At 63.4% G+C, this 25,074-nt stretch carries 27 protein-coding genes; 19 read left to right on the top strand and 8 right to left on the bottom strand.

Going from position 1 to position 25,074, the window contains the following annotated elements; all coding sequences use genetic code 11:
• The first annotated feature begins 151 nt into the window (after nt 1–151).
• Entirely contained in the window at nt 152–1,540 is a 1,389-nt protein-coding gene (sthA, locus tag EJ074_RS03725; protein ID WP_095808318.1) for a Si-specific NAD(P)(+) transhydrogenase, read from the top strand.
• A gap of 17 nt (nt 1,541–1,557) precedes the next feature.
• Here the strand turns inward: sthA and EJ074_RS03720 are convergent, their stop codons facing one another.
• The gene (locus EJ074_RS03720; RefSeq protein WP_095808317.1) at nt 1,558–2,229 is read right to left on the bottom strand and encodes an alpha/beta hydrolase; all 672 of its coding nucleotides are present in this window, start codon (nt 2,227–2,229) and stop codon (nt 1,558–1,560) included.
• 203 nt (nt 2,230–2,432) lie between these two features.
• Between EJ074_RS03720 and EJ074_RS03715 the strand changes: the two genes are divergently transcribed.
• Nucleotides 2,433–3,671, top strand: coding sequence for an OpgC family protein (locus tag EJ074_RS03715; RefSeq protein WP_129552778.1), 1,239 nt, complete (start codon nt 2,433–2,435; stop codon nt 3,669–3,671).
• A 91-nt stretch (nt 3,672–3,762) separates the two neighbouring features.
• Here EJ074_RS03715 and EJ074_RS03710 read toward each other — a convergent pair whose 3' ends face one another.
• The gene (locus tag EJ074_RS03710; RefSeq protein ID WP_095808315.1) at nt 3,763–4,842 is read right to left on the bottom strand and encodes a LacI family DNA-binding transcriptional regulator; all 1,080 of its coding nucleotides are present in this window, start codon (nt 4,840–4,842) and stop codon (nt 3,763–3,765) included.
• Nucleotides 4,843–5,015: 173 nt separating this feature from the next.
• Here EJ074_RS03710 and EJ074_RS29535 point away from each other — a divergent pair, with 173 nt between their 5' ends.
• Together EJ074_RS29535 and EJ074_RS30535 are read left to right on the top strand one after the other, a co-directional pair.
• The gene (locus EJ074_RS29535) at nt 5,016–5,159 is read left to right on the top strand and encodes a hypothetical protein (RefSeq protein WP_095808314.1); all 144 of its coding nucleotides are present in this window, start codon (nt 5,016–5,018) and stop codon (nt 5,157–5,159) included.
• A 58-nt stretch (nt 5,160–5,217) separates the two neighbouring features.
• Nucleotides 5,218–5,349, top strand: coding sequence for a hypothetical protein (locus EJ074_RS30535; RefSeq protein WP_095808313.1), 132 nt, complete (start codon nt 5,218–5,220; stop codon nt 5,347–5,349).
• Between the two features lie 48 nt (nt 5,350–5,397).
• Here the strand turns inward: EJ074_RS30535 and EJ074_RS03705 are convergent, their stop codons facing one another.
• Together EJ074_RS03705 and EJ074_RS03700 are read right to left on the bottom strand one after the other, a co-directional pair.
• Entirely contained in the window at nt 5,398–5,766 is a 369-nt protein-coding gene (locus tag EJ074_RS03705) for a DUF423 domain-containing protein (RefSeq protein ID WP_095808312.1), read from the bottom strand.
• A 33-nt stretch (nt 5,767–5,799) separates the two neighbouring features.
• A complete protein-coding gene (locus tag EJ074_RS03700; protein ID WP_129552777.1) occupies nt 5,800–7,053 on the bottom strand; it encodes a multidrug efflux MFS transporter in 1,254 nt (417 codons plus the stop codon).
• A gap of 116 nt (nt 7,054–7,169) precedes the next feature.
• Between EJ074_RS03700 and EJ074_RS03695 the strand changes: the two genes are divergently transcribed.
• Nucleotides 7,170–7,835 (top strand): GntR family transcriptional regulator, encoded by a 666-nt coding sequence (locus tag EJ074_RS03695; protein ID WP_095808407.1) that lies wholly within the window; start codon nt 7,170–7,172, stop codon nt 7,833–7,835.
• 123 nt (nt 7,836–7,958) lie between these two features.
• Nucleotides 7,959–8,930 (top strand): glycosyl transferase family 90, encoded by a 972-nt coding sequence (locus EJ074_RS03690; protein WP_095808310.1) that lies wholly within the window; start codon nt 7,959–7,961, stop codon nt 8,928–8,930.
• Between the two features lie 94 nt (nt 8,931–9,024).
• Here the strand turns inward: EJ074_RS03690 and EJ074_RS03685 are convergent, their stop codons facing one another.
• The 4 genes from EJ074_RS03685 to EJ074_RS03670 all read right to left on the bottom strand — a co-directional run bounded on the left by EJ074_RS03685 (nt 9,025) and on the right by EJ074_RS03670 (nt 13,011).
• Nucleotides 9,025–10,068, bottom strand: coding sequence for an aldo/keto reductase (locus EJ074_RS03685; RefSeq protein WP_095808309.1), 1,044 nt, complete (start codon nt 10,066–10,068; stop codon nt 9,025–9,027).
• A gap of 191 nt (nt 10,069–10,259) precedes the next feature.
• Complete coding sequence (locus tag EJ074_RS03680; RefSeq protein WP_095808308.1) at nt 10,260–10,904, bottom strand: dihydrofolate reductase family protein; 645 nt, start codon at nt 10,902–10,904, stop codon at nt 10,260–10,262.
• A 220-nt stretch (nt 10,905–11,124) separates the two neighbouring features.
• Nucleotides 11,125–12,156 carry a porphobilinogen synthase gene (gene hemB / locus EJ074_RS03675; RefSeq protein ID WP_095808307.1) on the bottom strand — a complete coding sequence of 344 codons (1,032 nt, stop codon included), beginning with the start codon at nt 12,154–12,156 and terminating at the stop codon, nt 11,125–11,127.
• Between the two features lie 165 nt (nt 12,157–12,321).
• Nucleotides 12,322–13,011, bottom strand: coding sequence for a DUF2066 domain-containing protein (locus tag EJ074_RS03670; RefSeq protein ID WP_245420541.1), 690 nt, complete (start codon nt 13,009–13,011; stop codon nt 12,322–12,324).
• Between the two features lie 293 nt (nt 13,012–13,304).
• Between EJ074_RS03670 and EJ074_RS03665 the strand changes: the two genes are divergently transcribed.
• From EJ074_RS03665 to EJ074_RS03605, 13 genes are all read left to right on the top strand, one after another.
• Nucleotides 13,305–14,348 (top strand): enoyl-CoA hydratase/isomerase family protein, encoded by a 1,044-nt coding sequence (locus tag EJ074_RS03665; protein ID WP_095808306.1) that lies wholly within the window; start codon nt 13,305–13,307, stop codon nt 14,346–14,348.
• Nucleotides 14,345–14,767 carry a DUF6163 family protein gene (locus EJ074_RS03660; RefSeq protein ID WP_095808305.1) on the top strand — a complete coding sequence of 141 codons (423 nt, stop codon included), beginning with the start codon at nt 14,345–14,347 and terminating at the stop codon, nt 14,765–14,767. The genes EJ074_RS03665 and EJ074_RS03660 overlap by 4 nt, the downstream gene beginning before the upstream one ends.
• Before the next feature lie 237 nt (nt 14,768–15,004).
• Nucleotides 15,005–15,520 (top strand): winged helix DNA-binding protein, encoded by a 516-nt coding sequence (locus EJ074_RS03655; RefSeq protein WP_008875359.1) that lies wholly within the window; start codon nt 15,005–15,007, stop codon nt 15,518–15,520.
• 175 nt (nt 15,521–15,695) lie between these two features.
• Nucleotides 15,696–16,070, top strand: coding sequence for a hypothetical protein (locus tag EJ074_RS03650; RefSeq protein ID WP_095808304.1), 375 nt, complete (start codon nt 15,696–15,698; stop codon nt 16,068–16,070).
• 319 nt (nt 16,071–16,389) lie between these two features.
• Nucleotides 16,390–17,643 (top strand): L,D-transpeptidase family protein, encoded by a 1,254-nt coding sequence (locus EJ074_RS03645; RefSeq protein ID WP_095808303.1) that lies wholly within the window; start codon nt 16,390–16,392, stop codon nt 17,641–17,643.
• A gap of 313 nt (nt 17,644–17,956) precedes the next feature.
• On the top strand, nt 17,957–19,270 hold the full coding sequence (glyA, locus tag EJ074_RS03640) for a serine hydroxymethyltransferase (RefSeq protein WP_129552776.1): 1,314 nt from the start codon (nt 17,957–17,959) through the stop codon (nt 19,268–19,270).
• Nucleotides 19,271–19,351: 81 nt separating this feature from the next.
• Nucleotides 19,352–19,924 (top strand): hypothetical protein, encoded by a 573-nt coding sequence (locus EJ074_RS03635; RefSeq protein ID WP_095808406.1) that lies wholly within the window; start codon nt 19,352–19,354, stop codon nt 19,922–19,924.
• A 145-nt stretch (nt 19,925–20,069) separates the two neighbouring features.
• Complete coding sequence (gene nrdR / locus EJ074_RS03630) at nt 20,070–20,549, top strand: transcriptional regulator NrdR (protein WP_095808301.1); 480 nt, start codon at nt 20,070–20,072, stop codon at nt 20,547–20,549.
• 2 nt (nt 20,550–20,551) lie between these two features.
• Nucleotides 20,552–21,679: a bifunctional diaminohydroxyphosphoribosylaminopyrimidine deaminase/5-amino-6-(5-phosphoribosylamino)uracil reductase RibD gene (ribD, locus tag EJ074_RS03625; protein ID WP_165349843.1), complete on the top strand. Its 1,128-nt coding sequence runs from the start codon at nt 20,552–20,554 to the stop codon at nt 21,677–21,679.
• 61 nt (nt 21,680–21,740) lie between these two features.
• Complete coding sequence (locus tag EJ074_RS03620) at nt 21,741–22,358, top strand: riboflavin synthase (RefSeq protein WP_095808299.1); 618 nt, start codon at nt 21,741–21,743, stop codon at nt 22,356–22,358.
• A 236-nt stretch (nt 22,359–22,594) separates the two neighbouring features.
• A complete protein-coding gene (gene ribH / locus EJ074_RS03615) occupies nt 22,595–23,089 on the top strand; it encodes a 6,7-dimethyl-8-ribityllumazine synthase (RefSeq protein WP_095808298.1) in 495 nt (164 codons plus the stop codon).
• On the top strand, nt 23,086–23,580 hold the full coding sequence (gene nusB / locus EJ074_RS03610; protein WP_095808297.1) for a transcription antitermination factor NusB: 495 nt from the start codon (nt 23,086–23,088) through the stop codon (nt 23,578–23,580). Before ribH ends, nusB begins: the two co-directional genes overlap by 4 nt.
• On the top strand, nt 23,577–24,800 hold the full coding sequence (locus EJ074_RS03605; protein ID WP_095808296.1) for an MFS transporter: 1,224 nt from the start codon (nt 23,577–23,579) through the stop codon (nt 24,798–24,800). Before nusB ends, EJ074_RS03605 begins: the two co-directional genes overlap by 4 nt.
• The last annotated feature ends 274 nt before the right edge of the window (nt 24,801–25,074 follow it).

Raw genomic sequence — 25,074 nt, 5'->3', positions numbered from 1 at the left:
CTGAGATGGTGAAAACCGGCCTCGGAATCAAGGTCGGCGCTTTTCGCCGTCAGAGCAGTAAGCCAGGGCGAGGGTCGGTTGAACCGGTTGAATTCGCGGCGCGTATGGCGTTAGCTTGCTGCGGCGCAAGAAGACGCCGAGTGGGGCAGGAATGGATTACGACATGGTGGTCATCGGCAGCGGGCCTTCAGGGCGCCGCGCCGCGGTGCAGTCGGCCAAGCTTGGCAAGTCGGTGCTGGTGGTGGATCGAGGCCGGCGGCTGGGAGGCGTGTCGGTGCACACGGGCACCATCCCGTCGAAGACATTGCGCGAGACGGTGCTCAACCTATCCGGCTGGCGCGAACGCGGCTTCTACGGGCGCGGCTATCGGGTCAAGCAGGACATCTCGATCGCCGACCTGATCGAGCGGCTGCACAAGACGCTCGATCACGAGGTCGAGGTGCTGCAGCACCAGTTTATGCGCAACGCAGTCAAGAGCGCACGCGCAACCGCCAAATTCCTCAGTCCCAACAAGGTTGGCCTGACCGCCGACAATGGCGACTACAGCGAGGTCGGTTTCGCCAATGCCCTGATCGCGGTCGGCACCAGGCCGCACCGCCCGCGCGACGTGCCGTTCGACAAGACACGCGTGTTCGACAGCGACGAGGTGCTTGAGCTCAACCGCTTGCCGCGAACGCTGACGGTCATCGGCGCCGGCGTGATCGGCGTCGAATATGCCACGATCTTCTCGGCGCTCGACGTGCCGGTCACGCTGGTCGAGCCGCGCAACAGCATCCTCGACTTCGTCGACCGCGAGATCGTCGATGATTTCATCCACCAGATGCGCGACCGCGGCATGACCATCCGTCTCGGCAGCACGATCAAGGAGGTCGCCTCAAAGCCCGACTACGCCGAGGTGACGCTTGCCGACGGCCGCACCATCCGTTCCGAAATCCTGCTCTATGCCGCCGGCCGCAGCGGCAATCTTGGCAGCCTTGGCCTCGACGCTGTCGGCATCGAGGCCGACTCCCGGGGCCGCATCAAGGTCGATCCGCAAACCTTTCAGACCAGCGTCGCCAATATCTATGCCACCGGCGATGTGATCGGCTTCCCGAGCCTTGCCTCGACCTCGATGGAACAGGGCAGGGTGGCCGCTTGCCATGCCTTTGGCGTTGCACTGCCGCCGCCGCCCGAGAGCTTTCCCTATGGCATCTACGCCGTGCCCGAGATCTCCACCGTCGGCCAGTCCGAGGAACAGGTGCGTGAGAGCGGTGCCGCCTACGAGGTCGGAGTGGCACGTTTCCGCGAAACCTCGCGCGGCCACATCATGGGCGTCAACAGCGGCTTTCTGAAACTTCTGTTCTCGGTCGAGACGCGTCGCCTGCTCGGCGCCCACATCGTCGGCGAGGGCGCGACCGAACTGATCCATATCGGCCAGGCGGTAATCAATCTCGGCGGCACGGTCGATTTCTTTGTCAACAACACCTTCAACTATCCGACACTGGCCGAGGCCTACAAGATTGCCGGCCTGGACGCCTGGAACAGGATGAGCCAGGGATAGGGCACCTATTCGGCGGTTCAGCCCTTCGGTTCCGTAGCCGGTCGGCGGCCCGCCAGCCATTGCCTGGCAATGGCGGCATCGGCGTCGCCGAATTCATGGCCCGCGGCGATGATGCGCGCGTCGACCTCGGCGCCGCGCTGGCTGAGCAGCGTCACCAGGGCCGGCGCGAATGGGCCGTAGGTTTGATCGGTCGCACCGGCTATGACCAGCACCCGGGTGCCGCCGAGGGCGGTGGCCGGCGGATCGTCGAGCACCGGCATTGCTCTCAACAGAATAGCGTCCCTGACCAGGCCGGGATGGAGCAGCATCAGGCTGGAGACGAGATTGGCGCCGTTGGAATAACCGAGGAAGGCGGCCTGGGGGAGGTCAAGGCCATGGCGACTAGCCACCTCGGCTATGAAGCGGGCATAGGCGGCCGTCTCGGTGCGTATGCTCGACTGCTCGAAGCTGGTCGGCGTGATGCGCTCGAACCAGCGGAAGCCGTCGTCCTGGGCGATGCGGCCGCGCGCGGTGATCAGCGTGGCACGCGGCGCGATCTGTCTTGCCAGTGGGATGATCGTCGTCTCGTCGACGCCCGACCCGTGCAGCGCGAACAGGCATTCGCCGCTTGCGTTTTCCGGCTTCAGCAAACGATAGGCAAAGAGCAGATCCCGACGTAGCTCGCTGTTTTCGTCCGCATATTCGGACATGTTCACATCCTTTTGATTCCGTGGTGCTTTTGTTGTTTTGCCGGCTTGAAAACGGATTATTTTCGCGCTCCGCGAAAGTTGATTGAACCAGGCCCACTTCAGTCCGTTTCTGCGCCGATAGTCTCCCCGTGGGAGGAATCAAAGCGGTGCGCCCCGGGGGTCGCATTGCCCCAATGAACGACCAGCTTTGAGGCCTTTTGTCGATGACCATGCCAGTTTTGTCGGAGCGCGCTGAGCGTGTCCAGGAACGCGATACGCGTCTCAACGGTCGCCATGCGCGCGTCAACGATCGCGACACGCGTATCGATGTGCTGCGCGCGCTCGCCCTGCTCACGATTTTCATCGATCATGTGCCGGGCACTGTCTTCGAAAGCATGACCTACAAGAATTTTGGCTTCTCCGACGCGGCCGAGGCTTTCGTCCTGATTTCGGGCATATCGGTGGCGCTTGCCTATGGCGGCAAGTTCAGGCCGGGCGGGAGGCTTCTGGCGGCCCTGAAGATGTGGCGGCGTGCGGGGGTCCTCTATGTCGCCCATATCGTCATCACCATGGTGGTGATGGCGTTGTTCTGCGCCGCGGCGGTGTTCGCCCACCGGCCTGAGTTGCTGAAGCTGATCAACATCGAGCCGCTGATGAAGAACACGCCGGAAGTGCTGGTCGGCATCGTCACGCTGGGCCATCAGCTCGGCTATAACAACATCCTGCCGGTCTATGCGGCGCTGCTGCTGGCTGCCCCCGCCTTTGTGCTGCTGATCAGCTACCGGCCGGTCCTCGCATTGACGCTTTCCGGACTGCTGTGGCTCATCGCCGGGGTTTGGCAGATCGCGCCGCCGAACTATCCCGAACCCGGCTTCTGGTTCCTCAACCCGCTCTCCTGGCAGTTCCTGTTCAACATCGGCCTCGCCGCCATGCTGCATGTCAGGCGCGGCGGATCCATCCCCGTCAACCGCTGGCTGCTCGGCCTATGCGGTGTGTATGTGCTGGCGGCGGTGGTTTGGGTGCATAGCCCGCTCTGGGGCAAGGTGACGTGGTTCGACTTGCCGGTGGTGATCGGCGGCTTCGACAAGACCTTTCTGTCGCTGCCTCGGCTGCTGCATATCCTCGCCGTCAGCTACCTGATTGTCGCCTTGCCCGCGGTCTCGAACCTGTTCCGTACCAGCACCGACAATCCGCTGGCCATACTCGGCAAGCGTTCCCTGCCGGTGTTCATCGCCGGCACACTGATCGCCATGGCGGCTCAGGTGCTGAAGCTGATCAATCCGGGCGGGGTCGTCTATGACAGCCTCCTGATATCGGCCGGCATCGCCATGCAATTCGCGCTGGCCTTCTACCTCGAATGGCTGTCCAGCCTGGGCACCACTCGTGCAAAGCCGGAGCGCGAAAATGTAGCTCCGGAACGCACTGCATTCGGCGCGCGATCGGTGCCGGCGAGCGCCTACTGACGAAGGAGCGTGACACTTCGGTCCGGACTAATGTCGAACGAAGTGTTGTAGCAGTTCCGGGTTCTATCGACGTTCACCTGCTCTTGCGAGCTCAAGCCTCTGGCGCAGGGCCAGTGGAGGATCTGACGATCAATTCGAGGTCGAGCGTTTCGCGCCGCACTGTTCCATCGTAATCCAGGATCATGCGCGCCGCGCGCCGACCGATCTCGACGATGGGCTGGGCGATCGTCGTCAGTGGCGGCAAGCACAGCACGCCGTCGGGTACGCCGTCGAAGCCGATAACCGAGACATCGCCGGGAACGCTCAAGCCACGCTCGACCAGCCACTCGATCGCGACCATCGCCATCCGGTCCGACATCGCCAGGATAGCGGTGGGCGGATCGCCGTTGGCGAAGATCGTTTCGAGTCCAGCCCTGGTGGTGACCGCCTCGTTCTCGGTTTCGTAGACGGGCACCTTGGCGGTATCGATGCCGAACTGGGAAAGTTCCTCGAAATAGCCGGCAAGACGGTTGCGCGATCCGGCGTAAATCGCCGTCCCGAAACGCTCAGGCGCGACCAGACCGACACGGCCGTCGCCGAAAGGCAGCGACAGCACGGCGAAGCGGCGATGCCCAAGCTCGGCGAGATGACGGGCGGCAAGCCGCGCGCCGGCGACATTGTCGACGCCGATCATGGAAATGGTGTCGTCATCGAAGCCGAGTTCCAGCGCCACGAAGGGCAACCTGCGCTCGCGCGTCAGCTCGACGAGACGCGGGCCGCCTTCGATACAGAACAGGATAAAGCCGTCGACCAGCGCGCTCTGAATGTTCCAGGCGAGTTTTTCGTCATCTCGGGCCGACACCAGGGCAATCCCGGCCCCTGTGGTGTCACACGCTTGCGAGATGCCGGCCATCATGACGCGGGCAAACGGATCGTCAAAGAAATAGGATAGATGCTCGGTGGTGGCGACGCCAATCGCATTGACCTTGCCGGCGCGCAACAGGCGGCCTTTCGGGTCCGGTCCTGCATACCCCATCGCCTCCGCGACCGCCTTGACCCGTTCGCGCACCTCGGCGCGCACGATTTCCGGACGGCTGAAAACGTTGGAGGCCGTGCCATGCGACACGCCGGCGGCCTTGGCGATGTCCGCCAGCCGGATCGGTCGTCCCTGGCCTTCGGCGAGTGATGCCATGTCGTTCCTCCGAATCCGGTCAGGTGACAAGCATGACCGTGGAATGGTTGCCGGTCCTCTAACATTTTTGTTGGATCGATTCAAATATCGCTTGACTCTCGGGGCTCGAGGTCTAAGGTTGAATCGATCCAAGTTCGCCGCCGCAGCAGGCGGCTTTTGGCAAGGAGAGTGCCATGCATCCGGTCAATTATCTGTTCGAAGATGTTTATCACAACGATTGGGGCATCGCTTCGGCTGCGTTCAGCGAGAAACGCCGCGGCAAGGCAAGCCCGTGGAAGCGCGAACCGCGCTTCCTTGTGGGGCGCAAGCGCAGCTAGACAGCCAGTCTTTTCTATTCGGAGAAATTGGATCGATTCAACATTAAGGAGGGCAGCCATGCATCCGATTGGCCACCTGTTCCAGGACATCTACCGCAACTATTGGGGCATCTCGCCCCGGTCCGACCTGCCGGAGCGGCGCCGCGCCGTTCAACCGGCGACGCGCAAGCTGCGTTCGGAACGCAGGTAAATTGCCCGTGCGCGCGTCCGGCATCGCCTTGACGAATGCCCGATAGATCTAGCGACGCCACAGCGCGCAGACGGCGACCGCCAGCCAGCCGGCGATCAGCAAAGTGCCACCGATCGGCGCCGACATCGGAAACAGCCGAGAGCCGAGGAAGTCACGGGCAAGCAGGTCGCCGCTGAACAGCAACAGTCCGGCGAGCAGCACCAGGCTTGCGATCCTGAGGCCTCGGTTGCTGCCCGTAAGGCCGATGGCGAGGAAGACCGGGGCGTGCATCAGCAAAAACGAGGCGGCAGTGCCGGTGAAGGCGCCACCGCGGTGAGCGGCAAGCGCCGACAGCGCCACGCCGGCGGCGCCGATAACTCCGCCCGCCAGCACCAGAATGGGGTTGCCGCCGTTCGACGACTGAACTGGCAGGCTCATGGCGGATGCTCCGTGTTTCGCGTGAGCGAGCCCTCAGGACTCGCGAGCTACCAGCAGCATATGCCGCGCCCGTCGCGACTGGACAAGCCAGTTATAGACTGCTCCCAGCGCCATCAACGCCGAGGTGCCGAGGAACACTGCCCGCATGCCGAAATGACCGCCGACAAACCCGCCGGCAAGCGGTCCTGCGACTTGGCCGACATATTGCGCCGAGATCGACAGTCCCAGCACATTGCCGCCGATGCCGTCCGGAATGTTGTGGCGGATGACGCTGGTGATGCAGGGCAGCAGGCCGCCGAGCGCCAGCCCCATCAGGAAGCGCAGCCCGATCAACTGCCAGCTGTCTGTGACGAAGGCCTGGGGGATGAGCAGCAGCGCCGATACGGCGAGCGCGCCGACAACCACGTTCCAGTGACCGACGCGGTCGGCAAGCCTGCCCAGCCTTGATGAGGACAGGATGGTGCCGAGCGCCGCCGCCGCCATCACCACGCCGGCGATCATCGTCACCCGGTTCTGGTTCTCGACGAGTTGCTGCACATAGACGGTGATGATCGGCTCGATCGACATGGTGGCAAAGGCCAGCAGCATGCCCGTCGCCAGCATCGCGACGACCGGTCGCTTGTCGGGGATTTGCGACCAGCCGCTTTGCGCCTTCTTTACCGTCGCGACCTTTGCCGCTTGCGGACGCGGGTTCTCCTTGATCAGGAAGGTCGTGGCCAGGAAAGCCAGGAAGATGACGGCGCCGGAGAGCAGGAAGGTGGCGCGGATACCGATGAGCGGCGGCAGCGCCCCGCCGAGCAGCGGACCGACCAGCGAGCCTGCGGTGATGCCGGCCGACAGCACGCCTAGCGCCCAGCCCGAGCGGTGCTTTGGCGTCTGCATCGCCACAAGGATGGTCGATCCCGAGGAATAGCCGCCGGCAAAGCCGATCAGCAGTCTGAGCAGCACCAGTTGCCAGACGCTCTGCACCATGCCGGTCAGCGACATGCAGATCGCCATGCCGAAGCTCGCGCGCACCAGCATCAGCTTACGGCCGTAACGATCGCCGAGGCGTCCCCAGAGCGGCGCGACCAGGGCGGCGGCGAAGAAAGTCGCGCCATAGGCGATGCCTGACCACTGCACGATTGCCGCATGTCCTTGCGCGCCCAGCTGTTCGACGTAGAGCGGCAGGAAGGGCAGCAGCAGCGTCATGGCGATCAGCGTGCTGAACGAACCGGCGAAGCAGACGGCGAGATTGCGCCGCCAATGGACGTTGTAGTCGCCTTGGCCCGTGTCGTCCTGCCTCATCTCATGCGTGCCCTTACCGGGGTTGTTCCGGATACCATTTTGGGATACCAAATCGGTATCCGTCATGGACCTCAACCTTGCCGCTGTCAATGCGGCTCTGGAAAGCGGGAACGACGATGTCGCAGATGCAGAGCGTCGAAAGACAATTACGCGAGATGATCCTTGGGCTGGAAATCGGTCCAGGCGAGCGGCTGACCGAGCGCTGGATCGAAAACCGTTTCGGCGCCTCGCGCACGCCGGTCCGGGCAGCCCTGCTGCGGCTCGAGACTGAAGGCCTGATCGGCCGTGACGGTCGCGCCTGGACGGTGGCGCCGATCAACCTCACCGAGCTGGCGCAGATTGCCGTCTACCGCGAGGCTGTCGAGATCGCGGCTGTCCGGCTGACGGCCGAACTCCCTGATCGAGGCGGGATTGAGGTGATCGCCGCGATGCTCGATTCCTGCGACGGCGACACCCCTCGCGAGGAGTGGCACCGCGTCGGCATGGATTTCCATATCGAGCTGGCCAGGCTGTCCGGCAACGAGTTCCTTCTGAGGGCCGTGCGCGATGCGATGACGAGGCTCTCGCGCGCCCGCTGGCTTGAAGTTCGCGACGAGGCGGCGCTCCGCCGCGCCTGGGCCGAGCACCATGCCATCCTGGCCGCCGTCCGGGCCGGCGACGGCGACGCGGCCGCACGGCTTCTCTCGGCTCACATTGCCGGCAGTCGCGACCGGCTGGTGAATTCCCTGCACGACGACAGGCGGGCGCTGCGCGCCAGGGGCTTTGCCGTCGTCGCTGCCTGATCCTGTGCTGACCTCGGCGGACATTCAGGCCTGTCGCGGCACGCGGGCTTGCAAGATATTCCCCACAATGCTGTAGGAGGCGCGGGGAATTCAACGCCACCAATCTTTGAAAACGACGCACGCATGGCCTCGCCCTTACGCACCGCAGCGCGGGTATTCTATTTCATACGCAACATCACGCGCGATGTGGTGCCTCAGGCTCTCTTCCGCCGCCGCCTGGCCAGCCGGCTGCAGGAGGCCAGCCTTTCTGGCGAAACGATCCGCAACCGCGTCAACTACTACAACAGGCTAGAGCACAGCTTCGTGCCGAGCCCGACGGCGGTGCCGGCCGGCCGGATCCCCAGCTTTGGCAGCATGTACTATTACGACCTGAAGGAGTTCGCCCGCTACTTCGATCGCGACCTGCTCATCGACGTCCAGTTCGGCGACCTCGCCCACGTGCCCAAGATGCCTTCGATCGTCAAGGATCGGCCGATTGGGAATGACAATGCCAATGCCGTGATCATGAAGCTCGACAAGTTCCGCCATTTCAGAATGCCGGCGGACAGGCTGGCCTTCGCCGACAAGCGCCCGATGGTTGTCTGGCGCGGCCATCTCAACAATCCGATACGGGCCCGGTTCATCGATGCCGTGCGCGGCCTGCCGATCTGCGATGCCGGCTCGCCCAAGCCCGAAGCGCCGGCAGCGTATCGCAAGCCCTATCTCACCATCCCGCAGCAGCGGAAGTTCCGCTACATCGTCTCGCTCGAGGGCAACGATGTGGCGACGAACTTGAAATGGATCATGAGCTCGAATTCGCTCTGTCTGATGCCGCCGCCGAAATACGAAACCTGGTTCGCCGAGGCTGAGATCGAGGCCAACGTGCACTATGTGCCCTTGGCGTCCGACTTTTCGGACGTCGCCGACAAGGTCGCCTACTATGAGAAGCATCCGGCAGAGGCCCAGCGCATTGTCGCGGCCGCCCATGCCTATTGCCGCAGGTTTCACAACGAGAGAGAGGAGAGCACGGTTTCGCTGCTCGTCCTCTATAAATACTTCGTCCTGAGCGGCCAGATCGAACCGGATCCGCAAGTGTGGCGCTACATCACGGGCTAGAATACAGAAAGCGCTTCAGCGGTTTTCCGTCCGGAACTGGCGCAGGAAACGGATAGACAAAGCGGTTCCGCGACGCGCTGAACTCCAACAGCTCTCAAATATCACCGCGATCGAGCACCAGATCGGCCGGGCCGAAGCGCTCCTTGGCCGTGAACTGCTGGTGCCAATAGGGATAGAGCACCGGCGGGCGGCTGACCGCGTCGAGGCGCTGCCGCTCGTCGAAGGACAGCGTCAGGCTTGCGGCGGCAAGGTTGTCCTTGAGCTGGTCCTCGTTGCGTGCGCCGATCACCAGCGAGCTGATCGCGGGCCGCCCGAGCAGCCAGGCGAGCGCCACCTGCGCCGCCGACACGCCGCGCGTCTTGCCGATCTCGACCAGCACGTCGACGATCCGCCACAACCGGTCCTCGTCGCGGATCGGCGGTTCAGACCAGCCTGCGAGCTGCCGTGCCGTTGGGCTGTCGCGCCGATATTTGCCTGAAAGCAGGCCGCCGGCGAGGGGACTCCACACCAGAACGCCGAGGCCCTGGTCGACGGAGATCGGCAGCAATTCGTATTCCGCCTCGCGCGCTTCCAGCGTGTAGTGGATCTGCTGCGTGACGAAACGCGGCTGGTGACGTCCGTCGCTGACGGCAAGTGCCTTCATCACCTGCCAGCCGGAATAGTTGGAGCAGCCGACATAGCGGATCTTGCCCTGCGTCACCAAGGTGTCGAGCGCTGCGATCGTCTCCTCCAGCGGCGTGACGCCGTCCCATTCGTGCAGGAAGTAGATGTCGATGACGTCCGTTCTGAGCCGCTTGAGACTTCCTTCGCATTCGCGGATCAGATGATGCCGTGACAAGCCTTCATCGTTGGGCCCCTTGCCGATGCGCATGCGGGCTTTGGTTGCGATCAGCACGTCGTTCTTGCGTTTGCCGTCGAGCGCCTCGCCGATGATCTCTTCGGAAAGGCCGTTCGAATAGACGTTGGCGGTGTCGATGAGGTTGATGCCGGCATCGATGCAGGTGTCGATGATGCGCCTGGCTTGCGGCAGATCGGAATTGCCGACGGCCGCGAACGGACCGGCGCCGCCGAAGGTCATCGTGCCGAGGGTCAACGTCGAAACCTTCAGGCCGGAACGGCCGAGAGTGCGGTACTCCATGCGGTGACCTCGTGATCGAGATTGAAAAGGCGCGCCTGGGGCGCCGGAACAAGGCCGGCATTTGTAGGACAATTCCGTTGTCTTGTCTCGCTCGCCGAGCACGTATCGGCTGGGCCAGGTCCTGCAACAAGACCGTCATTGCCGACCGAGCTTCGCTCGGCCCTCTTCTCCGATGGGGAGAGGGAAGTCGTTTAGCCCCGCTCGATCATCACATGCGTGGCGTCGGCGGTTGCGACCTGGCCGGTGCAACGATAGCCGAGCTTCGGCATGTCGAGGCCGCCGAGGAGATGCTCGCCGGAGCCGAGCAGGACCGGCGAGATCGCGAGGTGCATTTCATCGATGAGGCTCTCCTGGAGATATTGCCTGACCGTCGAAACGCCGCCGCCGACGCGCACATCCTTACCATTGGCCGCTGCTTTGGCCTGTTCCAGCGCCGAATGAATCCCGTCGGTGACGAAATGGAAGGTCGTGCCGCCTTGCATGGCGATCGGCGCGCGCTTGTAATGGGTGAGCACGAAGACAGGGACGTGATAGGGCGGGTTGTCGCCCCACCAGCCTTTCCAGTTCTCGTCCGGCCAGTCGCCGCGGATGGGTCCGAACATGTTGCGGCCGAGAATCCAGGCGCCGACATTCTCGAAACTGCGCGCGGTGAAGCTGTCATCGGTATCCGTGGATCCGCCCTCCTGCCCGAACATCCTGCGGAATGTCCGGGTGCCGATCATCCATTTGTGCAGGGCCTCGCCGCTGACGCCCAACGGGCTGTTCAGGCTTTGATCCCGACCGGCGCCATAGCCGTCGAGCGACAAGGTGAAGGCGTTGACACGCAGCTTGGACATGGCTGTCTCCTGAACCGGTGGTCAAATGCAAGCAGTTATGAGTTAACTCGACCGATTGCAAAATGCAAGCGGTAATTTGACGGCGCGCCACCGGGAGGTTTTCCTCAGGGCGTCCGATCATCGGTAAGCGAAGGCTGAGGGCGTTCCACCCCGGCGTACAGCATTGTCCAGCGATGGCAATTGAACAGCTGTGGATCGGTGTATGTGCGTGCGCTGAGGCTCAGCCCCTCAGCATCTCCGCCGCCGTCGGCGCGAAATAGGTGAGAATGCCGTCGCAGCCGGCGCGCTTGAAAGCGAGCAGGGACTCCAGCATCGCCTTTTCGCCGTCGATCCAGCCATTGGCGCCCGCTGCCTTGATCATCGAATATTCGCCTGAAACTTGGTAAGCGAAGGTCGGCATCTGGAATTCGTCCTTCAGCCTGCGAATGATGTCGAGATAGGGTAGCCCCGGCTTCACCATCAGCATGTCGGCGCCTTCGGCGAGATCCTGCTCGGCCTCGCGCACCGCCTCGTCGGAATTGGCGTGATCGATATAGTAGGTCTTCTTGTCACCCTTGAGCAGGCCGGCGGTTCCCACCGCCTCGCGATAGGGTCCGTAGAAGGCCGAGGCGAACTTCGTCGCGTAGGACATGATCGCCACGTCCTGGAAACCGTTGGCGTCGAGCGCGTCGCGGATCGCGCCGATCCGCCCGTCCATCATGTCCGATGGGGCAATGATGTCGGCGCCTGCCGCCGCCTGGATCACGGCCGCGGCGGTGACCTGCTCCACCGTCTCGTCGTTCAGGATGATGCCGTCGCGCAAAATGCCGTCGTGGCCGTGGCTGGTGAACGGGTCGAGCGCGGCATCGGTGATGATGCCGATCTCCGGCACCGCGGCCTTGATGGCGCGGGTGGTGCGGTTGATGATGTTTTCAGGATCGAGGATATGCGAGCCGGTCTGGTCGCGCAGCGACAGCTCGACATTGGGGAAGGTGGCGATCGCCGGAATGCCGAGCTTGGCGGCGCGCTCGGCCTCCTTGACCGCGAGGTCGACAGAAAGACGGAAGACGCCGGGCATGGCCGCGATCGGCTCCCTCACATCTTTGCCTTCGACGACGAAGATCGGCCAGATCAGGTCGTTGACCGAGAGCTGGTTCTCCTGCACCAGGCGTCGCGACCAGTTGGCCTTGCGCATGCGTCTGAGCCGCCGGCTGCCTGTGATCTCGTCGACGCTGCGCGCGCCGGCAGGCTTCGCGGGGGTGAATCTGTTCATCGCCAAAACTCGCTTTCGGTCGGGCTTTTACCACGCACCTTTGTCGCTGACCAATGCGACACGATTGTGCCAGTGCCGCCAACCTCCCGGCTAGTGGGGGAGGTGCCCGGCAGGGCAGAGGGGGCATGAAGGATCGCCGACATTTGGAATTGCCCAACGCGATCTTCAAGGCTGTCCGTTGCCCGACAAGATCTGCGCAGCGCCCCTCACGGCCACGCGAAACGCCTCGTCGAAGCTGACGCCGCGTACCTGCCATCGATAGGTCTTGCCGCGATCGGCCAGACGCCAGTCGGCAATCCAGCCCAATTCCTTGTCGCTCCAGATGATGGTGCCGGCAAGCGCCCGGGCTGCAGCTGCTTTTCTCGCGAGCAGGTCGAGCTTTGCCATGTCGGATTTGCGCAGTGCCGTTCCGTCAAGTCCTGCCAGTCGCGCAGCCTTGGGGAAACTGACGTGCAGCAGCAGGGGGCCGGTGGCGTTGATGAAGGATTCGCGCATCGCTTCGCCGCGCACGTCGTCCGCCGTCAGCACAAAATGCCTCGAGCCTTGCTCGGCCGCGAGGAAGACGGACAGCACCGGCCGCTCGCCAAGCCAGGGCTTGCTGCCCAGTTGCGCCAGGAGCTTGTCCACGACGGTTGGCTTGTAGAGGCAGGTGAGGTCGTGCGGCCGGTCGTGCGTGCCTTGCTCGTCATGCACCGGGATGCCTTCGAGCCGGTCTCGGTAGCGGAAGCGGTCGACGAAATCCCCGGCCTTCTCGCGCAGCGCCAGCATTTCGGGCTTCTGCGGCAGTCGCTGGTCGCCCGAGACTCTGACCAGAACTTTATCCAGGCAATCCTTGAAGCCGACCTCGCGGTTCACCTCGCCGGTGCCGGTGACGATGGTCTGCGCCTGGTAGAGCTCGTCTGCCGTCGCGGCGATGGCCGGCAGAGCTCAAGGCACAGGAGGCCTGCCAATCCAGCCGCGAGACGAGAAAATCCCGGCATGTCGATCTGCTCGAAAATCCGTCGAACCGTGGGGGCACGATAGTTTGCCGGTTTCGTAACATCTGGCGAGGCCAGCCGCCAGAGCGCTACCCCCGGCATTGACGCGTCCAAGTGCCACCTTTAGCACTTCAGTCCCCCGCAAAAAGCGGAGAGAGGGATTCTCTGGCGATGGATTTTGGCGGAGGCGACGAGATTCGCTTCGAACGTTTGGGCAAGGCCGGCGTGGTCACGTTGACGCGGCCGCAGGCGCTCAACGCGGTCACCCATGGCATGATCAAGGCGCTTGGCAGGGCGCTCGATGCTTGGGAACGTGATGCCGACGTGAGCGTCGTCATTGTCAAGGCTGAGGGCAGGGCGTTCTCCGCCGGCGGCGATATCCTCCACATTTACGAGGCTGGCCGCGCCGGCAAGCCGCCGGTCGACTTCTTCGCGGACGAATACCGGCTCAATGCCCGCATCAACGGCTTGAAGAAGCCCTATGTCGCGCTGGTCGACGGTATCGTCATGGGCGGCGGCGTCGGCATCTCCTTCCACGGCTCGCACCGCGTGCTGACTGAGAATGCCCAGTTCGCCATGCCCGAAGTCGGCATCGGCTTCTTCCCCGATGTCGGCGCCAGCCATCTGCTGCCCGATCTCGGCGGCAGTTTCGGCATGTATCTCGCGCTGACGGGAAATCGCATCCGCTCCGGCGATGCACTGTGGTCGGGCCTCGCCACGCACACCATCAAGGCCGAGGACCAGGCAGGGCTGCTCGATGAACTGGCGGTGTCAGGTGATCCAGACTCCGAGCTGCGCGGCTTCTTCACGCCCGCCAAGCGCGAGACCGAGCGGCAGGATCTGGCCTCGATCGCCCGGCACTTTTCGCAACCCTCGCTCGCCGACATCATCGCCAGTCTAGAACAGGCCGCCGCCGCCGACGCGTTTGCCGCGAAAACGCTGGCCGCGATCAGAACCCGTTCGCCGACCAGCTTGCATGTCGCTTGGCGCCAGATCAGCGCCGGGCTGACGATGTCGATGTACGAATGCATGAAGATGGAGTTCCGCATCCTCAACCGCATGCTTGCCGGCCACGACTTTTACGAAGGCATCCGTGCCGCCATCATCGACAAGGGCTCGACGCCGCGCTGGCGCCCGGCGACCCTGGACGAGGTGAGCACTGCCGACATCGATGCCTATTTCGCGCCGCTCGGCCCTCAGGAGCTGCGCCTGTGAGCGAGGTCACCTCACGGCGCGTGGTGCTGCAGCCATCGACCACCGAGATCATCTTCGCCTGGTTCCAGCGTGTGATCGCCGGCTACTGCCTGCTGTTCGGCGTTCTCTACTGGATCCGGCTGATCGGCATCTACCAGGGACCGCTGTGGCGCTTCGACCTGATGCCCGTGCACTGGCAGGTGGCTGCAGTGACGCTCGCCGTCTTCTTTCCCTTCGCCGCCGCCGGGTTGTGGATGCTGGCGTCCTGGGGGCCGGTGATCTGGTTCATCTGCGCGGCGACCGAGATCGTGATGTATGCCGGCTTTCCGGATCTGTTCGGCCACCGGCTCCTGATCATCGTCTCGCATGGCTGCGTGGCGCTGCTCTATGTCGTCTTCCGCGTGACGATCTGGCTGCAGAAGCGCCAGCTCCGCCAATAGGCTGGCGGGCCGCCGAGGCAGCCCAAATCCGGACCGGATTTTGCCCGCGGCTATTGGCTAAACCTTTAGGTTAATTGATCTTGTTCACGTGACCGTTCGTTAATCCTCTTTCGAAACCACTTACCGGTAAGCTCTTGTTAGCCCTGGCGTTTAAGTCGAATTTTATGAGTATTCGATAGTGTCGCGATCAAGGTGAAGAACAAAAAATCACCGGGCGACAAACGAGAGGCAAAGACAATGATCAATTCGCGTCCGGCGGCGAAGACCGCTAACGTTTCCGACGATCGCCGCGAGGCGATCCGTTCGCTGTACATGGAATCGCTGCAGTTGGTGGAGCGTCTGCACCGCCGCCTGCTTGACGTGATCAAGGATGAGTTCGATCGCAACGGCCGCTCCGACATCAACGCCATCCAGGCGCTGCTGCTCTTCAACATCGGCAACTCGGAGCTGACCGCCGGCGAACTGCGCTCGCGTGGTTACTATCTCGGCTCGAATGTCTCCTACAATCTGAAGAAGCTGGTCGACCTCGGCTTCATCAACCACCAGCGCTCGCGCATCGATCGCCGCTCGGTCCGCGTCTCGCTGACGCCGAAGGGCAACGAGGTGGCGGAAGTCGTTGCCGGCCTCTACGAGCGCCATGTCGGCTCGATCGAGCAGGTCGGCGGCATCAACACCGACGAGTTCAAGCAGATGAACCGCGCGCTGCAGCGCCTCGACCGCTTCTGGAACGACACCATCGCTTACCGGATGTAAGCATTGGAAGCCTGAGACACTGAAGCCGCGCCGGAGAAGCGCGGCCGGGGGAAACAATGGGGGATCGGTGTCGAAAGGCGCCGGCCCCTTTTTTTCGGACCACGCATGCCGGAGGGGGGCCTGACCTTTGCTTTTGCCTCCCCAATGCCTAGTGTGACCGGCACAAGGGGGGGCGATGGGTCGAAGGAATAGCTTCGCAATCTGTTCTGTCGCAGCGGCGTTGTCGCTGCCGCCAGAAGCGGGCTTCGCCGAAGAGTGGTGGCAAGGCTCCTTCGCCGCGGAAGGCAGTAGCCCGTGCGACAACAATGACTCGATCGTGACGTTCACCGATACATCCGTGGAAATGTGGGAAGTTGGGTGCACTCTGGACCGGGTCCAGAAAGTCAAGGGCCTCGACGCCATCATCTTGGATATGACGTGCTCGGACGATTCCCACAGTACGGAAAAGCGGCGCGGCCTCCTGCTCAAGCTCCAGGACAACAAGGTCTTGCGATACCCCGAATACCAAGTCTTGCAACTCTGTTCGGAACTCGAGGCCAAGAAACCTTAGATCGCCAGTTCACTCCCCGTTGTCGCGGTCACCAGTGCTCAAAAACACCGGTCGCTTTTTTCCTTCCGCCGCCGCACGCAAATCGCGGGTCAAGGCCACGTTGCCGCCATAATCCCGGTGAAAGCGAGGATGCGGGTGACGCTGCGGGCAGATGCCTGGCGCTTCCTGGAGCCGGCTTCGGGGCTGCGCGTTTGTCGCGGCCTCGCTATGCGGATCATGGTTGGCTAATTGTTAAGATTGCCGACCCTAGAGTGCGGGCAAGCCCGCCAGTAGAGCGAACCGAGCGAGATTAGATACAGCTAGAATGTCTGGAACGTCCATGAGAACCAGCCGCCGTTTCTTCCTTTCCGGAGCCTCCGCGCTCGCCGCCGCCATGGTCGCGGGCCGTGCCAGCGCACAGGATGTGATCGGGGATATCCTGAAATCCTCTGCCCGCGGCAACTGGGACGACCAGTTCGACGCACGCGCCAGCCAGACCGGCAAGGTTGCCTCGACGCTGCCGATCTTCAGTCTGCAGACCGTAGCCTTTACCGAGCAGGCGGTGGCGCAATATCAGACCATTGTCGGGCAAGGCGGCTGGGAACAGGTTCCGGCAACCAAGAAGCTTCAGCTCGGCGTCGACGATCCGGATGTCGTGCCGCTGCGCAAGCGGCTGATGATGTCGGGCGACCTGTCGCAGAGCGCCGGCGTCTCGACCGCGTTCGACTCCTATGTCGACTCGGCGGTGAAGCGCTTCCAGCTCCGCCACGGCCTGCCGGCCGACGGCTCGATGGGCAAATACACCTATGCGGCGATGAACGTCTCGGCGCAGATCCGGCTCGGCCAACTGCAGACCAATCTGCAGCGTCTGCGCGAGAAGGCCGGCACGTTGGGCAATCGCTATGTGCTGGTCGACATTCCGGCGGCGCAGGTGGAAGCCGTCGAGAACGACCGCGTCGTGCTTCGCCACACTGCGATCGTCGGCAAGATCGATCGCCAGACCCCGATCGTCAATTCCAAGATCAACGAGATCATCGTCAATCCTTACTGGAATGCGCCGGTGTCGATCGTGCGCAAGGACATCATTCCGCTGATGCGGAAGGACCCGAATTATCTCAAGGACAGCCACATCCGCCTGTTCGCGCCGGACGGCAACGAGGTCGATCCGATGACGGTCGACTGGTCGACCGACGATGCCGAAAAATACCGGTTCCGGCAGGACCCAGGTGCCGGCAACGCCATGGCCTCGGTCAAGATCAACTTCCCGAGCCCGGATGGCGTCTACATGCACGACACGCCGCAGCAGAGCCTGTTCGGCAAGCTCATGCGCTTCGATTCATCCGGCTGCGTGCGCGTCCAGAACGTGCGCGACCTCGTCACCTGGATCCTGCGTGACACGCCCGGCTGGGATCGTCAGCATTTCGAGGCCACGATCAAGACCGGCGAGAACACTCCGGTGCAGGTCGTCAACCCCGTGCCGGTGCACTTCCTTTATCTGTCGGCCTGGTCGACCGGCCCCGGCGTCGTGCAGTTCCGCGACGACATCTACGGCCTCGACGGCAACGAGCAGCTGCAGATCACTTCTTCGCTGTAAGCAACTGAAATGCCGAATGAAAAGGCCGCTCTCGAGCGGCCTTTTCTGTTTGCTGGGGGCTTGACCCACCAGCCCCGCCCGCAATTGTGCGCCTACAGCGTCAAGCCTGCGGCTGGCGTTCCGGCGCGGGTATTGCGCTCCATTTGGCCAGGCGTGTCGCCATGCAGGAAATCATGTGTCGAGACGGCCCGCCAGCCGGTGCGCTTTGGCGCAATTCGGCAAGCAAATTTCGCGCGGCAAACGTGGCAGGTTAGAAACAACTGTGTTAATGGCGGCCACCTCGCAGATCTCCGGCCCCAAGGGAAAGCAAGCTATGTCAACAGCCGCGGCAGCCTCCAGCAATTCCGAATCCTTTTTCGAGACCAAGCTTGCCGACGCCGATCCGGAAATTTTCGGTGCTATCGGCAAGGAGCTCGGCCGCCAGCGCCACGAGATCGAACTGATCGCGTCCGAAAATATCGTCTCCCGTGCCGTGCTCGAGGCCCAGGGGTCGATCATGACCAACAAGTATGCGGAAGGCTATCCGGGCAAGCGCTACTACGGCGGCTGCCAGTTCGTCGACATAGCCGAGGAACTCGCCATCGAGCGCGCCAAAAAGCTGTTCGGCTGCAATTTCGCCAATGTGCAGCCGAACTCCGGCAGCCAGATGAACCAGGCAGTGTTCCTGGCGCTGCTGCAGCCCGGCGACACCTTCATGGGCCTCGATCTCAATTCCGGCGGCCATCTCACCCACGGCTCGCCGGTCAACATGAGCGGTAAGTGGTTCAAGGTCGTTTCCTATGGCGTGCGCAAGGACGATCATTTGCTCGACATGGACGCGATCGAAAAGACCGCGCATGAGACCAAGCCGAAGCTGATCCTGGCCGGCGGCACCGCCTACTCGCGTATCTGGGACTGGAAGCGCTTCCGCGAGATCGCCGATTCGATCGGCGCCTACCTGATGGTCGACATGGCCCATATCGCCGGCCTGGTCGCGGGCGGCGTACACCCATCGCCGCTGCCTTATGCCCATGTCGTGACCACGACGACGCACAAGTCGCTGCGCGGCCCGCGCGGCGGCATGATCCTCTGCAATGACGAGGATATCGCCAAGAAGATGAATTCGGCGGTGTTCCCGGGTCTGCAGGGCGGCCCGCTCATGCATGTCATCGCCGCCAAGGCGGTGGCATTCGGCGAGGCGCTGAAGCCGAGTTTCAAGATTTACGCCGAAAGCATCGTCGCCAACGCCAAGGCGCTGGCATCCAGCCTCAAGGAAACGGGTCTCGATATCGTTTCGGGCGGCACGGACAACCATCTGATGCTGGTCGACCTGCGCCCGAAGAACGCCACCGGCAAGCGCGCCGAGGCGGCTCTTGGCCGCGCCAACATTACCTGCAACAAGAACGGCATTCCCTTCGACCCGGAGAAGCCTTTCGTCACCTCGGGCGTTCGCCTCGGCACGCCGGCCGGCACCACGCGCGGCTTCGGCCAGGCCGAATTTCGCGAGATCGGCAAGCTCATCGCCGAGGTGCTGGACGGGTTGAAGGTGGCGAACTCCGACGAAGGCAATGCAGCCGTCGAGGCGGCCGTCAAGGCCAAGGTCACGGCACTGACTGATCGCTTCCCGCTCTACCCCTATCTCGGTTGACCGTGCGCCGCAGGTCATCTCTTATCCGCCGGCAGCGCGCCGCCCTCTGATCGGGCGGCGCTCCGAACAGGAGAGAGGATGATGTGCAATTTCCGCCCCGCCGCCTGTGCTGTTCTTGGCTGGCTGGCCATTTCCTTGCCGGCGTTGCCCGTTGCCGCGCAAACGGATTCGCTGCCGGCACCGAAGACAGAGACATTCGGGCGGTGGTCGACCATTGTCGATGAACTGAAGGCGGGCGAGGAGGTGCGCAAGACTTGTGCCGCCTCGACCGCCTTTCTCGATTCCTATGGCACCGGGGGAACTCTCACGCTGGCCATCTCGAACGGAGATGCGCTTCCCCCGAACGGCTATCCGAGCATAGTCATCGCCCTGCGGAACAAGGATCTGCCGACCGGGGAGCATATTGCGGCCGAGTTCAGCGACGACAAGGGCAAGGTAAAGGCGACCGTCAGCGCCGATGTAGGCGACCAGTGGATGCTGGACAACAAGACCGACATTGCTCTTGCCGTGCTGCGTGCGATGCGCCGCGCTTCCACCGTTGATGTCGTGTTCGGCAAGCAGCCTGTCGGGACGATCTCGATGGATGGCTTCACCAAGGCCTATCGCAGCCTCGGCCTGTCATGCGGTTTTCCGACGGTCGACGTCGCGCCCTGATCGCTGCGATGTGCAGAGCAGGGGCGCTGGCAATCTGCCTGGCGCCTCGCTATCTGTGAAGCGCGAAAGACCTCCTGGCTTTGCCATAGCGGCAAAAAGCACTAAGCCTTTCCGCAAGCCAAGAATCGCGAACCAAAGGCTCTCCATGCGCTGCCCCTATTGCCAGTCCGAAGATACGCAGGTGAAGGATTCGCGCCCGGCCGAGGATGGCGCGGCAATCCGCAGGCGGCGCGTGTGTCCCGATTGCGGCGGCCGCTTCACCACGTTCGAGCGCGTGCAACTGCGCGACCTCGTCGTCATCAAGAAGTCCGGCCGCAAGGTTCCGTTCGATCGCGACAAACTCCTGCGCTCGGTCGAGATCGCGGTGCGCAAGCGCAATGTCGACCCCGAGCGCATCGACCGCGCAGTGACCGGAATCGTGCGCCAGTTGGAAAGCTCCGGCGAAACGGAAGTGGCCTCGGGCGAGGTCGGCCGCCTGGTGATGGAGGCGCTCAAGTCGCTCGACGACGTCGCCTATGTCCGCTTCGCCTCGGTCTATCGCAATTTCCGCGAAGCCAAGGATTTCCACGAACTGCTGGGCGAATTGAAGGGCGACGAGGAAAAAAGTGAAGAGGACGCCGGCTGAGCATGGCGGGATCTCGATTGAGCGAGGCCGAACAGGGAGCTCTTGATCGCCGCTACATGGCCGCGGCGCTGAGGCTATCGCGTCGCAATGCCGGACGCACCTCGACCAATCCCTCAGTCGGCACGATCATCGTACGCGACGACGGCGCCGGCCCGATGATCGTTGGCACCGGCGTCACTGCCGTCGGCGGCCGGCCGCATGCCGAGACCGAAGCGTTGGTGGAGGCAGGCGAATTGGCGCGGGGCGCCACCGCCTATGTCACGTTGGAGCCTTGCGCCCATCACGGCCGCACGCCGCCCTGTGCGAATGCGCTGGTCAACGCCGGCATTGCTCGGGTCGTGGGTTCAGCGAGCGATCCCGACCCGCGCGTCTCCGGTAGGGGCTACGCCATCCTGCGCTCCGCCGGCATAGAGGTGGTGGAGAAAGTGCTGGCCGCCGAAGCTTCCGAGCAGATGGCCGGTTACTTGATTCGATCGCTTAAGAAGCGGCCCGAAGTGATACTGAAGCTTGCGCTTTCGAGCGACGGCAAGATCGGCAGGAGAGGGGCCGGCCAGATCGCGATCACCGGCGAGATTGCGCGCCGCGAGGTCTATATGATGCGCGCCGAGGCCGACGCCATTCTTGTCGGCATCGGCACGGCGCTGGAGGATGATCCTGCGCTGACCGTGCGCCTGCCGGGCCTGGAGACCCGCTCGCCGGCGCGCATCATCCTCGATCGCCAGATTCGCCTGCCCGAATCCTCAAAGCTGGTCTCCGGCGTAGACCACGTGCCGCTCTATGTGGCGGCCTGCCTCGAAGCCGACGCGCACCGCAGGGCAGCTCTCGAGCGCGCTGGCGTGCATTTCATCGGCACCGAGACGCATGAAGGCGAGGTGGCTTTGCCGGAATTGCTCGAGGATCTGGCGGCACTCGGCATGGCGAGCGTGCTCGTCGAGGGCGGCGCCAAGGTCGCCAAGGCGTTCCTGGACGAAGAACTGGTCGACCGCATCGTGTTGTTCCGAGGGCCGGATGCGATCGGCGAGGACGGCATTGCATCGCCTATAGACGCTGACCACATCCCGCCGGGTTTCCGCAAGTTGCGCGAAATGCGCTTCGGGGAGGACGGCTACGCCGAGTGGACACGACCATGACTCCAAGAAGTGAGGACCGGTTCTTGGATAGGAGCATGGTCATACGGAAAGACCGAAACTGATGTTTACCGGAATTGTCACCGACGTTGGCACTGTCGCCAACGTGAAGCGGCTCAGCGAAGGTATCGGCCTGCGCATCGACACGGCGTACGACCCCGCGACGATTGCGATCGGCGCTTCGATTTCCTGCGGCGGCGTCTGCCTGACCGTGACCGGATTGCCCGAGCAGGGCTCCAACGCGCGCTGGTTCGAGGTCGAGGCCTGGGAAGAAGCGCTCAGGCTGACCACCGCAGCAGGCTGGAAATCCGGCACCCGGATCAACCTCGAGCGGGCGCTGAAGATCGGCGACGAGCTCGGCGGCCATATCGTCTCCGGCCATGTCGACGGCACGGCCCAGATCGTCGAGCGCAAGGAAGAGGGCGATGCCGTGCGTTTCACGCTGGACGCGCCACGCCACCTCGCGCGATTCATTGCGCCGAAGGGCTCGGTCGCGCTCGATGGCACGTCGCTCACCGTCAACAAGGTCGAAGGCACCCGTTTCGACGTGCTCTTGATCCAGCATTCGCTGAGCGTCACCACCTGGGGCGACCGCCGGACCGGCGACCGCGTCAATATCGAAATCGACACCATGGCGCGCTATGCCGCACGATTGGTGGAGGCGGCTAAAGAAGGGCTTTGATGGTTCAGGCCGAAGGCAGAAGGCGGTCGATCATCGACGGATGAGCTTTGAGGTGCTGGCGGATATCGATGCTGGCCGAGTGATTGATCAGAAAGAGATCGAGGCTTGGGCCAGAGACCTGGAGACTGCACCAACACGTCGGCCTGATTAAATTACGCAGCGTCGCATAGTAACATCTTCCGCTTGCGATCAACCCGGCTTCGGCCTAAGTCACCGGCGATCCCCCGGAGACTTTTATGGCTGGCATATCCGAACACGGCAAAGCGTTCATTCGTCCGAAGGCGAAGGCGCACCTGCTCATCATCGAGGCGCGCTTTCACGACGATCTCGCCGACGCGCTGCTCGAAGGCGCGACCGGCGCGCTGGACGAAGCGGGCGCCACCTATGACGTCGTCACCGTCCCGGGTTCGCTGGAAATCCCGGCCGTGATATCCTTCGCGCTGGACGGCGCCGGCGAAGGCGGCGCGCGTTACGATGGTTTCGTTGCGCTCGGCACCATTATCCGGGGCGACACCTATCATTTCGACATCGTCGCCAATGAGTCGAGCCGCGCGCTGATGGATCTGTCGGTGCATGAGGCGATCGCGATCGGGAATGGCATCCTGACCACCGAGAATGACGCGCAGGCCTGGACCCGCGCCAGGCGCAGCGAAGGCGACAAGGGCGGCTTCGCCGCCCGCGCGGCGCTGACCATGATCGCTCTGAAAGAGAAATTGGGAGCGCAATCGTGAGCGATCCCGGTTCGACCGGTGCCGTGCGCCACGCCAACAAGCGCGGCGCCGCCCGTCTGGCTGCCGTTCAGGCGCTCTACCAGATGGATGTTGCCGGCAGCGGCGTGTTCGAAACCACCGCCGAATACGAGGCCTTCCGCCTCGGCAAGGAAGTCGACGGCGCGCTTTATCGCGAGGCGGACGCGCAATGGTTCCGCGCCATCCTGACCGGCGTCGTCGAGAACCAGAAGACCATCGATCCGGTGATCCACCAGGCGCTCACCGACGACTGGCCGCTGTCGAGGCTGGATTCGACGCTGCGCGCCATCCTGCGCGCCGGCGTCTACGAGCTGATGAAACGTGACGACGTGCCAGTGGCCGTCATCGTCTCGGAATATGTCGACATCGCCAAAGCCTTCTACGAGGAGGACGAGCCCAAGCTGGTCAATGCCGTGCTCGATCGCGTCGCCCGCCGGGTGCGCGGCGAGGGTCGCGGCAAGGACGCTTCATGACCGCGGCCTCGGCTGTGGTCGCCGGGGCTGGCAGGGAGGCGCGCCGCACGGCGCTGCTGCTGGCGGCGGCGCAGGCCATTGTCGGCTCCGCCGCGCCCATCGCCATTTCGCTCGGCGCGCTCGCCGGACAATATCTGCTCGGCCCCGACAAATCTCTGGCGACAGCCCCCGTCACCGGCTTCAATCTCGGCGTCGCGCTCGGCGCCCTGCCGGCAGCCGCCATCATCCGCCGGCTTGGCCATCGCGGCGGTTTCATGACCGGGACGATCGTCACCGCGCTGGGTGGCCTCGTCGCGACGGTGGCGCTCTATCGGGCCAGCTTCTGGCTGTTCGCCTTTGGACTTGGCATCATCGGCGTCGGCGGAGCCTTCGTCCAGCAGTTCCGTTTCGCCGCCGCCGACAATGCGCCGTCGGAATTCAAGGCGCGCGCCATTTCCTTCGTCCTGGCTGGCGGCATCGTCACCGCCATCCTTGGACCGCAGATCGTCATCTACACCCGCGAACTCCTGGCGCCCGTGATGTTTGCCGGGTCCTTCGCCTCGATCCTGGTGCTGGCCGCGGTTGGCGCCGTCATCCTTTCGTTCCTGCACATGTCCAGGCGCACAAGAATCGCCACCGAAGCCGCCGCAAGCGACGCCCGGCCGCTGGTTGAGATCGCTACCCAGCCGCGCTTCGTCGCAGCACTGTTCTGCGCCGTCGGCAGCTACGCGTTGATGAGCTTCGTCATGACCGGAGCGCCGCTCGCCATGGTAGGCTGTGGGCTCTCGACCGACGACGCCACGCTGGGAATCTCCTGGCATGTCATGGCAATGTTCGGGCCAAGCTTCTTCACCGGTTCGCTGATCCATCGCTTCGGCGCCGAGCGCATTGTTGCCGTCGGGCTGGTCCTGCTCATAGGTTGCGCCGTGGTGGCGCTTTCGGGCCTCGCATTATGGCAGTTCTGGACGGCGCTGATCCTGCTCGGGCTCGGCTGGAATTTCGGATTCATCGGCGCCACCGCCATGGTTGCCGCCAGCTACCGAACTTCGGAAAAGGGCAAGGTTCAGGGCTTCCACGACTTCGTCCTGTTCGGTTCCGTCGCCTTCGCTTCGCTGATGTCCGGTGCGGTCTACAACGCCTGGGGCTGGACCATGCTGAACTGGATAGTGCTTCCCGTCACCGTGCTATGCTTTATGGCGCTTGGCGCCCTGAAACTGCGGGAAGTGCGCGCCGCCGACTGACGTTGCGCCTGCCGCGACCGGGTCGGCTGGCCTGATTGTCGTCGTTCCGGCGGTGCCGATCGACGCCGGCAAACGTCCGCGGGCAGGTCGTCGGCGTGGGCTGGAATGCCTTGCCGGAGGATCGTCAAAAGATCTCGTCCGGAACGGTTACTCAACGTCATTTCAATCGATCTAATTTTGAAAGCCGCGCCAGGATGCCCGGCGTGGCGCCCGTCATTCCGGTGAAAGCAGGGCAAAAACCGAACAATATCTTGACGTTCCAAGCCCTGTTTCG

This window comes from Mesorhizobium sp. M3A.F.Ca.ET.080.04.2.1 (assembly GCF_003952525.1).
Taxonomy (GTDB): Bacteria; Pseudomonadota; Alphaproteobacteria; order Rhizobiales; family Rhizobiaceae; genus Mesorhizobium.
Note: the sequence above shows the minus strand (reverse complement) of the source record. Positions and strands in the feature narration are given on the sequence as shown.